The organism is Pseudoalteromonas sp. SK18 (assembly GCF_001974855.1).
Taxonomy (GTDB): Bacteria; Pseudomonadota; Gammaproteobacteria; order Enterobacterales; family Alteromonadaceae; genus Pseudoalteromonas.
This window is the reverse complement of the sequence record NZ_MTQB01000020.1, coordinates 62,460-75,255: the sequence shown is the minus strand read 5'-3', so window position 1 is coordinate 75,255 and position 12,796 is coordinate 62,460. Positions and strand designations below refer to the sequence as shown.

8 protein-coding genes are annotated in these 12,796 nt (G+C 41.2%); all 8 read left to right on the top strand.

The window, feature by feature from the left end:
- The first annotated feature begins 232 nt into the window (after nucleotides 1–232).
- Complete coding sequence (gene pdhR, locus BW139_RS14140; protein WP_076920086.1) at nucleotides 233–982, top strand: pyruvate dehydrogenase complex transcriptional repressor PdhR; 750 nt, start codon at nucleotides 233–235, stop codon at nucleotides 980–982.
- 83 nt (nucleotides 983–1,065) lie between these two features.
- Nucleotides 1,066–3,732 (top strand): pyruvate dehydrogenase (acetyl-transferring), homodimeric type, encoded by a 2,667-nt coding sequence (gene aceE / locus BW139_RS14135; protein WP_076920085.1) that lies wholly within the window; start codon nucleotides 1,066–1,068, stop codon nucleotides 3,730–3,732.
- A gap of 10 nt (nucleotides 3,733–3,742) precedes the next feature.
- Nucleotides 3,743–5,653: a pyruvate dehydrogenase complex dihydrolipoyllysine-residue acetyltransferase gene (gene aceF, locus BW139_RS14130; protein ID WP_076920084.1), complete on the top strand. Its 1,911-nt coding sequence runs from the start codon at nucleotides 3,743–3,745 to the stop codon at nucleotides 5,651–5,653.
- Between the two features lie 163 nt (nucleotides 5,654–5,816).
- Nucleotides 5,817–7,244, top strand: coding sequence for a dihydrolipoyl dehydrogenase (gene lpdA, locus BW139_RS14125; RefSeq protein ID WP_013465928.1), 1,428 nt, complete (start codon nucleotides 5,817–5,819; stop codon nucleotides 7,242–7,244).
- Nucleotides 7,245–7,541: 297 nt separating this feature from the next.
- Entirely contained in the window at nucleotides 7,542–8,228 is a 687-nt protein-coding gene (locus tag BW139_RS14120) for a tRNA-uridine aminocarboxypropyltransferase (protein WP_076920083.1), read from the top strand.
- Between the two features lie 844 nt (nucleotides 8,229–9,072).
- Nucleotides 9,073–10,077, top strand: a complete 1,005-nt coding sequence (locus tag BW139_RS14115) for a Fe(3+) ABC transporter substrate-binding protein (RefSeq protein WP_054201948.1) — start codon at nucleotides 9,073–9,075, stop codon at nucleotides 10,075–10,077.
- Complete coding sequence (locus BW139_RS14110; RefSeq protein WP_076920082.1) at nucleotides 10,077–11,708, top strand: iron ABC transporter permease; 1,632 nt, start codon at nucleotides 10,077–10,079, stop codon at nucleotides 11,706–11,708. The genes BW139_RS14115 and BW139_RS14110 overlap by 1 nt, the downstream gene beginning before the upstream one ends.
- Nucleotides 11,709–12,761, top strand: coding sequence for an ABC transporter ATP-binding protein (locus BW139_RS14105; protein ID WP_076920081.1), 1,053 nt, complete (start codon nucleotides 11,709–11,711; stop codon nucleotides 12,759–12,761).
- Nucleotides 12,762–12,796 lie beyond the last annotated feature (35 nt).

Below are 12,796 nucleotides of genomic sequence, written 5' to 3'. Positions count from 1 at the left end.
TTGATCTTATTAACCTTTCTTTACTCTCTGTAATCTGTGTATTATTTGAACTTTGTTTAAATTACGTTACGCTGGCCTTAGGGCTTTAAAACTGCTGTAAATTGACAGTAATTACGGTTTTTGATAACGTATTGCAAAATTTGGTATGACCAATTTACCTTTTGGTCAGGTCATTCAGTTAAAAGCCTTGTTTTATGGGCTGTTAGCACTTATACAACGCGGACGTTGATTGATGTCTTTAAAAATTAAAGCGGCAAAATTATCTGATGTTATTTTACAACAACTTGAGAACATGATTCTTGAGGGGTCGTTAGCACCAGGAGAAAAGTTACCACCGGAGCGTGAACTCGCTAAGCAATTTGAAGTGTCGCGTCCGTCGTTGCGTGAAGCCATTCAAAAGCTTGAGGCAAAAGGGCTTGTAACCCGTCGTCAAGGTGGTGGAACGTATGTAAAAAATCAATTGGAAGAGGGGCTGACTGATCCGTTGTTTGATTTGATCAGTAAACACCCCGAATCGCAATTTGATTTATTAGAATTTCGTCATGCGCTAGAGGGAATTGCGGCTTATTACGCAGCACTTCGCGGAACAAGCAACGATTTTGCAAAAGTAAAACAGAGCTTTGATCAGATTGCATTAGCTAAAGATGAATTAAAGCAAAAAGCCAAAGCGATTAATGACTTTCATTTTTGCATCGCAGAGGCATCTCATAATGTAGTGTTACTGCATTTAGTAAGAGGGATGCGAAGCTTACTTGAGCAGAATGTTTTACAAAATTTAACAGTGTTACTTAAAAAGTCAGATATAAGCAGCCAATTAGCCGAACACAGGCGTTTATTAATGGATGCAGTGATTGACGGTAATCCTGAACAAGCTCGCTTAGCGAGTAATGCGCATTTAGCCTATATTGAAGAAGCATTGCTTGAAGCGGGTAAAGAGCATTCGCGAATTGAACGTAGTTTAAGACGCACCAAACAAAATTAAGCAAGTACATTCACTGTTAACTTGATTCAACAGTGAAGTATTCAATACATACATTAGTATTTTAAACATAAGGAAACCTCCATATGTCTGAAGTCAATAAAATTGACGTAGACGCGCTAGAAACACAAGAGTGGTTACAAGCTCTTGAATCGGTTGTGCGCGAAGAAGGTGTTGAACGAGCTCAGTTTTTACTTGAGCAAGTGTTAGAGCAAGCCCGTTTAGACGGTGTTGATATGCCAACAGGCATTAACACAAACTACGTTAATACGATTCCGGTTGATCAAGAACCTGCCTACCCTGGTGATGTAAATCTTGAGCGCCGTATTCGTTCAATTATTCGCTGGAACGCGATTATGATTGTATTGCGTGCATCGAAAAAAGATCTCGACTTAGGCGGCCATATGGCGTCTTACCAATCGTCTGCTGCATTTTATGAGGTGTGTTTTAACCACTTCTTTAAAGCGCCAAATGATGTTGATGGCGGCGATTTAGTATATTACCAAGGTCATATTTCTCCGGGCATTTATGCGCGTGCATTTGTTGAGGGGCGTTTAAGCGCCGAACAACTTGATAATTTCCGTCAGGAAGTAGATGGCAATGGCCTACCTTCTTACCCTCACCCTAAATTAATGCCTGAGTTTTGGCAGTTCCCAACGGTATCTATGGGTTTAGGTCCAATTTCTTCAATTTACCAAGCGCGTTTCTTAAAGTACTTAGATGGTCGTGGCTTAAAAGACACTAAAAACCAACGTGTATACGCGTTCTTAGGTGATGGTGAAATGGATGAGCCAGAATCACGTGGTGCTATCTCTTTTGCTGCGCGTGAGAAGCTAGATAACCTATGTTACTTAATTAACTGTAATCTACAGCGCTTAGATGGCCCTGTAATGGGTAATGGTAAAATCATTCAAGAGCTAGAAGGGCTATTTAAAGGCGCTGGCTGGAATGTTATTAAACTTGTTTGGGGTAGCGGTTGGGATATTCTGCTTGCTAAAGACACCACAGGTAAACTACTACAGCTAATGAACGAAACTGTTGATGGCGATTACCAAACATATAAAGCAAAAGATGGCGCGTACGTACGTGAACATTTCTTTGGTCGTTACCCAGAAACAGCGGCACTTGTTGCTGATATGACCGATGACGAAATTTTTGCGCTTAAGCGTGGTGGTCATGAATCTTCAAAACTGTTTGCAGCCTTTAAAAAAGCAGAAGAGACTAAAGACCGCCCAACAGTGATCCTTGCTAAAACAGTAAAAGGTTACGGCATGGGTGAAGCGGCTGAAGGTAAAAACATTGCGCACCAAGTTAAGAAAATGGATATGTCGCATGTGGCTCACTTACGCTCACGCTTGGGCTTAGATGATTTAGTATCAGAAGAGCAATTAAAAGAGCTGCCTTACTTAGAGCTTGAAAAAGATTCTCCAGAGTACAAGTACCTACATGCTCGTCGTGATGCGTTACAAGGTTACACGCCAACACGTATCGCTAAGTTCTCTGAAAAATTACAGTTGCCAGAAGTAGATGCGTTTAAGCCGTTACTTGAAGAGCAAAAACGTGATATTTCAACCACTATGGGCTTTGTACGTGCACTTAATATCTTATTAAAAGATAAAGGCATTGGTAAAAACATTGTGCCAATTATTGCCGATGAAGCACGTACTTTTGGTATGGAAGGTTTATTCCGTCAAATCGGTATTTATAATCCGCATGGCCAAAACTACACGCCTCAAGACCGTGACATTGTTTCTTACTACAAAGAAGCAACCTCAGGACAAGTACTACAAGAAGGTATTAACGAGCTAGGTGCAATGTCGTCATGGGTTGCTGCTGCAACATCTTACAGCACCAACGACTTACCGATGATCCCATTCTACATTTACTACTCTATGTTTGGTTTCCAACGTGTTGGTGACATGGCATGGATGGCAGGGGATCAACAAGCACGTGGTTTCTTATTAGGTGCTACAGCGGGTCGTACAACGCTAAATGGCGAAGGCTTACAGCATGAAGATGGCCACAGTCACATTCTTGCAAACACGGTACCTAACTGTATTTCTTACGATCCTACTTATGCATTTGAAGTAGCGGTTATCGTGCAAGACGGTATTCGTCGTATGTACGGTGAAGATCAAGAAAACATTTACTACTACCTTACGTTAATGAACGAGAACTACCATCAGCCAGCCATGCCAGAAGGCGCTGAGGAAGGTATTCGTAAAGGTATCTACAAGCTAGAAAGCTACGAAGGTAAAAAAGCCAACGTACAGCTATTAAGCTCAGGTACTATCATGACTGAAGTGCGTAAAGCTGCAGCAATTTTAAGCGAAGAGTTTGGTATTGCGTCTGATGTTTACTCAGTAACTTCATTCAATGAACTTACCCGTGATGGACAAGATGTTGAACGTTTCAACATGCTTAACCCAGAAAGCGAGCAAAAAACGCCATACATCACTAGTGTATTAAACGATTCAGTAACTGTTGCTGCAACGGATTACATGAAAAACTACGCAGAACAAGCGCGTTCATTTATTCCAAGCAATAACTACAAAGTATTGGGTACAGATGGTTACGGTCGTTCAGACAGCCGTGAAAACCTACGTCGTCACTTTGAAGTTAACGCAAGCTACGTGGTAGTTGCGACATTATCTGAACTTGCTAAACGTGGTGAAGTTGAAAAGTCAGTGGTTGTTGAAGCTATTAAAAAATTCAACATTGACACTAACAAACTAAATCCACTGTACGCATAAGAGGTTTGCAATGAGTATTGAAATTAAAGTACCTGATATCGGTGGCGATGAAGTAGAAGTAACCGAAATACTAGTGAGCGTTGGCGATAAAGTTGAAGTTGACCAATCACTATTAAGTGTTGAAGGTGATAAAGCTGCGATGGAAGTACCTGCTGAACAAGCCGGTACGGTAAAAGAAATTAAAGTGAATGTGGGTGACACTGTTACCACAGGCACTTTAGTGTTCATCTTTGACGGTGAAGCGCAAGATTCTGCTGCTGACTCTAAAGAAGCTGAAAAAACCGAGGAAGCAGCACCTGCTGCGTCATCGGCTTCATCAACCAAAGAAGTCACAGTGCCAGATATTGGTGATGACGAAGTTGAAGTGACTGAAGTGATGGTTGCGGTTGGCGATAGCGTAGAAGAAGAGCAATCTATCTTAAACGTTGAAGGCGACAAAGCGGCAATGGAAGTACCAGCCCCCTTTGCCGGTACAGTAAAAGAAATTAAAGTAAATACTGGTGACAAAGTGAAAACGGGCTCATTAGTGTTTGTTTTTGAAGTCGCTGGTGGTGATAACCAAAGTGCCCCTGCAGCTGATTCAAAAGCACAAGAGAAGCCTGCTGAACAAGCATCAGCATCAAGCACAAAAGAAGTTAGTGTGCCTGATATTGGTGATGACGAAGTTGAAGTAACCGAAGTCATGGTTGCCGTTGGCGATAGCGTAGAAGAAGAGCAATCTATCTTAAACGTTGAGGGCGATAAAGCCGCCATGGAAGTACCAGCACCGTTTGCAGGTACTGTAAAAGAAATTAAAGTGGCAACAGGCGATAAAGTTAAAACGGGCTCATTGATTTTTGTATTTGAAGTGGCGGGTAGTGCACCAAGTGACGCGCCTGCAAAACAAGACGAGCCAAAGGCTGAATCTAAGCCAGCGGCTCAAGCAGAGTCAAAACCAACTGCTGCGCCTGAAAAAGCAAGTGCTGAGAGCTTTGAAAACAACAGCGCTTATGCTCATGCATCGCCAGTGGTTCGTCGTTTAGCACGTGAGTTTGGTATTAACCTTGCGAACGTAAAAGGCACAGGTCGTAAAAACCGTGTTGTTAAAGAAGACGTGCAAAACTATGTTAAGCAACTGGTTAAGCAAGTTGAATCTGGTCAAGTACCTGCAGCTAAAGGCAATGCCGGTGGCGGTGAGCTTGGATTAATTCCGTGGCCAAAAGTTGATTTTGCTAAGTTTGGTGAAATTGAAGAGAAAAAACTCTCTCGTATTCAAAAGCTATCAGGTAAAAACTTACACCGTAACTGGGTACAAATTCCACATGTTACCCAGTTTGATGAAGCGGATATCACGAGCCTTGAGCAGTTCCGTAAAGAGCAAAACGCGCTTAACGAGAAGAAAAAGCTGGGTGTTAAAATTACGCCACTCGTGTTTGTAATGAAAGCAGCAGCTAAAGCGCTTGCTGAGTTCCCGACATTTAACTCATCACTTTCTGAGGATGGCGAAAGCTTAATCCTTAAAAAGTACATCAACATTGGTGTAGCGGTTGATACGCCTAATGGCTTGGTTGTGCCAGTATTTAAAGATGTTGATAAAAAAGGCATTATTGAACTCTCTCGTGAACTAATGGAAGTATCTGTTAAAGCGCGTGATGGCAAGTTAAGTTCATCAGATATGCAAGGTGGTTGTTTTACTATTTCAAGCCTAGGTGGTATTGGTGGTACGGCATTTACGCCGATTGTGAATGCACCAGAGGTGGCTATTTTAGGTGTGTCTAAATCTGAAATGAAGCCTAAGTGGAATGGTAAAGAGTTTGAACCTAAGCTAATGGTTCCACTTTCAATGTCTTACGACCATAGAGTGATTGACGGTGCACTTGCTGCACGCTTTACTGTTACTCTTGCAAGTTACATGAGTGATATACGTCAGTTAGTGATGTGATCACTTTAGAGTGAATAAAATCAAATCCCAGCCAGTTGTTTTTAGCTGGGATTTTTATCATTTGCAATGATACAATATTTGCACAAATGCCCTTTTCTGCCTTGCAGAAACATGGCAGTTAAATTTTGGGGCTGTGTCCCGTTCAAACAATAAAGGTAATAGCATGAGCAACGAATTAAAAACTCAAGTTGTTGTACTAGGCGGTGGTCCTGGTGGTTACTCTGCGGCTTTTCGCGCTGCTGACTTGGGCTTAGAAGTTACATTAGTAGAATCTCGCGAGACATTAGGCGGTGTATGTCTTAATGTTGGTTGTATTCCTTCTAAAGCACTTTTACACGTAGCTAAAGTGATTGATGATGCTGCAGAAATGTCATCTCACGGCGTTACTTTTGGCGCACCAAAAATTGACCTAGATGAAGTTCGTTCTTGGAAAGAGTCTGTTGTTGGCCAGCTTACAGGTGGCTTAGACGGTATGGCTAAAATGCGTAAAGTAAAAGTTGTATCTGGTTACGGTAAATTTACTGGTAGCAACACTTTAGACGTTGAAGGCGCTGACGGTAAAACAACCATTACCTTTGATAACGCAATTATTGCTGCGGGTTCTAAACCTGTAAACTTACCTTTCATCCCAGAAGATGATCGTGTTATTGATTCAACGGGTGCGCTAGAGCTTAAAGATGTTCCTGAAAAACTACTTGTTTTAGGTGGTGGTATTATTGGTCTAGAAATGGGTACGGTTTATCGTGCACTAGGTTCTGCAATTGACGTTGTAGAATTTGCTGACCAACTTGTACCTGCTGCTGATAAAGACATCATTAAAATTTACCAAAAGCATGTTAAAGACAAGTTTAACGTGATGCTTTCAACTAAAGTAACTGGCGTTGAAGCAAAAGACGACGGTTTATATGTTACTTTTGAAGGCAAAAATGCACCGGCAGAGCCAGTACGTTATGACAAAGTACTTGTTGCTGTAGGTCGTACACCAAATGGTAACATGTTAGACGCTGATAAAGCGGGTGTGAATGTTGATGAGCGTGGTTTTATTAACGTTGATAAGCAATTACGTACTAACGTAGAACATATTTTTGCGATTGGTGACTTAGTGGGTCAGCCTATGCTTGCGCATAAAGCGGTTCATGAAGGCCATGTTGCAGCAGAAGTTATCTCTGGTCAAAAACATTACTTTGATCCTAAGTGTATTCCTTCAATTGCTTACACTGACCCTGAAATTGCATGGGCGGGTGTAACTGAAAAAGAAGCGAAAGAGCAAGGTTTAAGCATTGAAACAGCTGTATTCCCTTGGGCTGCATCGGGTCGTGCTATTGCTTCTTCACGTACTGAAGGTTCTACTAAGCTTATTTTTGATAAAGAAAGCGGCCGTATTATCGGTGGTGCTATGATTGGTATTAACGCAGGCGAAATGCTGGGCGAAATCGGTCTAGGTATTGAAATGGGTGCAGATGGTGAAGACCTAGCGCTAACAATTCATGCTCACCCAACATTGAACGAATCAATCGGCCTTGCTGCTGAAATTTTTGAAGGTTCAATCACTGATTTACCAAACAAAAAAGCAGTTAAAAAGAAGAAGTAATTTCTTTTAGTTAATCGCGATAAAAAAACCCAAGCCTCGGCTTGGGTTTTTTGTTTTTATAGCCGTCAGCCGTCAGCCGTCAGCCGTCAGCCGTCAGCCGTCAGCCGTCAGCCGTCAGCCGTCAGCCGTCAGCCGTCAGTAAAGACAAGCTCCCTTGACACTTAAGTTAATATGAGCAAAATTTTGTAGCTGATAGCTGATAGCTGATAGCTGATAGCTGATAGCTGATAGCTGATATCTATTCCCTTTTATTTTAGCTACAATGCGCAGCCATCAGTTTATAGGTAATTAACCACAGTGACCCAGAGTTTAAAAAATTCAGTTTTAGCATTGCGTGCCCAGCAAATAAGTGAATCTCGACGTGAGTTTAATGCCCGTGGTGGAAAAATGGATCGCTGTGAACAATGCTTAATTGCCAAGCATTACTGTATTTGTGAGGGCGCTGAGTACGCAAGCTGCGATGCTGCTGTATGTTTATTGATGTATCACAATGAAAGTTTTAAACCGTCTAACACTGGGCGTTTAATTGCGGAAATAGTTCCTGATAATTATGCGTTTCGTTGGGATAGAACCTCCCCAGATCCGGCATTGTTAGCCTTGTTGAATAATGATAAGTATCAGCCTTTTGTGATTTTTCCGGCAGAAGATGTTGAAACTGACAGGGTAGTAACGCAGGTTGAAACGCTTGCAGGTAAACAGCCATTGTTTATATTTTTAGATGGTACATGGCGTGAAGCTAAAAAAATGATCCGCAAAAGTCCTTATTTAGATAATTTGCCCGTGCTTTCTATTACCGCAGAAAAGCTCTCAGATTACCGATTACGTGTAGCACCCCATGCTCACCAGTTAGGTACGGCAGAGGTGGCTATTATGGTATTAGCATTAGCGAATGAGGTTGATGCAAGTACTAAATTAGAGCAGCATTTTATTAAGTTTCGCGACGCCTATTTACTCGGTAAGCGTAACAAAGGCAGGCCGGAATAAAGTGCAGGGTATTAATACGAAAAAGCTGGATTTAATGCTTGTTCATAGTTTGAATATATATAATTCTGGCTGACCGCTGATTTTCAGGCAAAAGAAAAGCGCGAACCATCTCTAGTCGCGCTTGCGGAATCTTCTAACTTTGTTGCATCCTGCAATTGAACCTAATCAACTCCAATTTTTACGTTCCGTGTTATTACAATATTACTTTCTAGTTCTATGTAATATAGGCTATCCGGGCCTGTCTCCATAAATCCCTAAAACATCCTGTAAGGTAAAATCTATTACCAATCCTTATTGCACATCCGAGTGCATTCCCTTTGTTACCATTCCGTTGTGTTGCCTTTAAGGCCTGTCCTTTTTGTTCCCTATCCTTTATAAACAACTATTCCGCTGTTGTTATCCATTATGCATCATCCTGATGCTATCCTTTGTGCAACAATCCATTGCGATACTCATCCTGAGCCTGTCCTTAAATCCCTGTTATCCTAAAAACCAAACCTTGGTATTCGAGTAGTTAATCCGTTTCCATTTACTCGGTAAGCGTCGTTGCTTATTTATGGGTTAATTATAGAGAGTGATTTGCAGTAAATGTAGGATAAAACCGCTTATGGTTTATGTTCTTACAAATGAAATATTTATAAATTATTTAAAATACAATGGCTTGCTGTATTTATGGGGTGTTATGCAGGGTGTTTTTACTCATTTACTGCCATAAGCGTAAGAGATATCTTACAAGGGTTTTCTTTTTTGGGCGTATTTATCACTAAGTAATTATATAAAGTGTGCACTTTTTAGTTCATCGCGGTAAAATTAATGATAATAATTATTAGTCAGGTAAGAAAATATGAAAAAAACACTAGCGCTTGTCGTTGGACTAATTATCTCAGCACCTGCTGTTGCAACCGATGTTGTGAATATTTACTCATTTAGACAACCTTTTTTAATTAAACCTATTTTAGATGATTTTACACAGCAAACAGGCATTAAAACTAATGTTGTGTTTGCTAAAAAAGGCCTAATCGAGCGTGTTAAGCGTGAAGGCAAGCACAGCAAAGCAGATTTAGTTTTAACGTCTAACTTTAGTGCGTTAATTCAATTAGAAGAGCTAAAGCTAACGCAAACTATTGATAGCGAGAAGGTTAATAAGAATGTGCCGGCTGCATTTCGTGATGGCGATGGTCAGTGGGTGGCGCTCACTAAGCGAGTGCGAAATGTTTACTCTTCAAAAGAGCGTTTAGGTCCATTACCTGAGCTGAGTTATGAAGATTTAGCTGCACCTGAATATAAAGGTCAAATTTGTACTCGCTCTGGTAAACACCCTTATAACTTAGGGTTAGTGGCTTCTATGATTGCTCATCATGGTGAAGTCCAGACTAAAACATGGCTTGAGGGTGTAAAAGCTAATTTAGCGCGTAAGCCGCAGGGAAATGATCGTGCGCAAGTGAAAGCCGTTAAAGAAGGTTTATGTAATTTAGCTTTAGGTAACAGTTACTACTTAGGTAAAATGTTGCAAGATGAAGCGCAAAAACCGTGGGCAGATGCGGTTAATATTAATTTTCCAAACCAAACTAACCGTGGTTCGCATATTAACGTATCGGGTGCGGTAATTACTAAGTATGCTAAAAACCCTGAAAATGCCTTGAAACTTATAGAGTATATGACCGACAATAAGGCGCAAAATATGTATGCCTCGCTCAATATGGAGTACCCGGTCAAGCCAGGTGTTAAGCTTTCAAGTTTGGTTGCATCATGGGGAAGCTTTAAGGAAGACAGCTTACCGCTTGATGAAATTAGCAAATATCGTCCGTTAGCCCTTAAGCTAATTGATGAGGTGAAGTTCGATCTTTAATGACTTATAAATTTCAGCTGTCGAAGTGGCAGCTTATTGCGTGGTCGACAGGGTTATTACTGTCGACCCCGTTGTTTTTTCTGCTAGTAGAATCTTTACAAGGCGACTCAGAGGTATTTACCCACCTGTGGAATACCGTGCTGTGGGACTATATAAGTAATACCGTATTGCTGGTTTTAGGTGTAGGGTTACTTAGCTGTCTGATTGCGTTGCCACTGGGTTGGCTCACCGCTTATTGCCGTTTTCCTGGCAAACAACAGTTTGAATGGGCACTGATGCTGCCGCTTGCCATGCCTACCTATATTATTGCTTATGTATATACCGATTTACTCGACTACGCGGGGCCGATACAAATAACACTAAGAGAGTGGTTTGGTTGGCAGTCACCTAGTGATTACTGGTTTTTTGATATACGCACTCTGCCAGGGGCTATCATCATGATTGCGCTGGTACTCTATCCGTATTTATATTTAATTTTTAAAACTGCACTACGTGAACAATCCTTTAAGTTAGTCCAAGCAAGCCAGTTAATGGGATTAAGTGCATGGAAAAGCTTTTTTAAAGTAAGCTTGGTGCTTTCTCGTGGTGCTATTGTTGCTGCGCTGGCTTTGATCAGTATGGAAACCATGGCTGATTTTGCTACCGTTAGCTACTTTGCAGTCAGTACACTAACCACCGCAGTATACGATACCTGGTTTGGTTATTATTCATTAACTGCAGCAGCAAAAATTTCAGGGGTGATGTTGTTACTGCTGTTCTTAGCATTGATCACCGAGCGTTTTAGCCGTCGTAACCAAGCTGTATTTGAACGTCAATCGAGCGTGAACAGCGAGGCGCTTTATATCCTAAAAGGTAAGTCTGCATGGTTAGCAACGGGATTTTGTAGCCTTATTTTAATAATCTCATTTATTATTCCTATGTTTGTATTACTTAAATATGCAGTGATGTATTTTGACCAAGCGTGGAATAGTGAATTTTTTAGCTATGCATGGCAAAGTTTAAAAGTGGCTGCAGTGGTTAGTGCAGTGACGATAACACTGAGTGTTTTAGTGGTGTTTTATCAGCGCATTGCAAAACAAGCAAACCCACTTATACCAGGGCGTTTAGCAAGTACGGGGTATGCGTTACCAGGTACAGTATTAGCGATTGCGGTATTGTTGCCACTCACATTATTAGAAAATACCATTAACCGTATTCTGACTCCTTATGATTTAGATATTGGTTTATTACTGACTGGCAGCTTACTAACGATTATTTTTGCTTATATAGTGCGGTTTTACGCCGTGGCTCATGGTGCCATAGAGTCAAGCTTTTCACGTATTAGCCCCTCGCTTGATATGGCAAGTCAGTCAATGGGGAAAAGCCAAGGCCGCACATTACGCTTAGTGCATTTGCCTTTATTGCGCCGAGGCTTATTAACCGCAGGTTTATTGGTCTTTATTGAGTGTATGAAAGAGCTGCCCGCAGCCTTACTGCTAAGGCCTTTTGACTTTGAAAGCTTAGCAACGCACGTGTTTCAATATGTCAGTGACGAACAATTAGAGCTGGCCTCTATATCAGCTTTATTTATAGTGGTGGTGGGCTTTATTCCGTTATATTTTATTAACCGTTCAATGGAGCAACGTAGTTAAATGAGTAGTTTGATTTTACAAGGCGTGAGCTATGCATATAACGGGACTAAGGTTGTAGATGATTTAGACCTAACCTTAGGTAAAGACGAAATAGTGTGTTTACTCGGTGCCAGTGGCTGCGGCAAAACCACCACGCTTAAAGCCATTGCAGGATTAATTGAGGCCAAGCAAGGACAGGTATTTATTGATGGTAAATTAGTCAGTGATGCCAATACGTTTGTGTCACCAGAGCATCGTAATATTGGTATGATGTTTCAAGACTACGCACTATTCCCACATTTAACGGTAGCGAATAATATTGGCTTTGGCCTAAGCGGTATGAGCAAAGCGGATAAACAAGCTCGCGTGGATGAAATGTTAAAGCTTGTGCATTTGATTGGCTGCGCCGATAGGTACCCACATCAACTCTCTGGTGGTCAACAGCAACGGGTAGCGATTGCACGTGCATTAGCTTATAAACCCAGTTTACTCTTGTTAGATGAGCCGTTTTCTAATATTGATACCCAAGTCCGATTTGAATTAATCGCCGATATTAGGCGTATTATTAAAGCTCAGCAAGTGTCGGCAGTGTTTGTTACTCACTCAAAAGAAGAGGCGTTTGCATTTTCAGATACGCTTGCGGTTATGCATCAAGGTAAAATTGCGCAGCAAGGCACGCCAGAGCAGCTTTTTGCCAAACCAAGTTCAAAGGAGGTTGCAGAATTTCTGGGTCAGGGCATATACTTAAGCGCAACTGTATTAACAGCAACTGGATATAAAACACAGTTTGGTGTGGTTAAATCAATACTGCCACAGCAATGCGCAGTGGCTAAAAAGGGTGTTATTTATGTGCGCCCACATCAACTTGAACTTGCCAGTAATAATGATAACGAGCTGGAGTGTGAGTGCGTAACTATACTAAGTAGTCGCTTTATTGGCTCTGCTTATGTATACACTGTGGTTATTGCTGAACAAGAAATAGAAGTTGCAGCTCAGTATGGCCAGTCATTTGAAATTAATGAACAGGTTATAATAAAAATAAAACCGCACACGGTGAATTTTTTTGAATCGTAATTAATCACTGTGTTTTGCTCTAAAAAGTAAGGAAT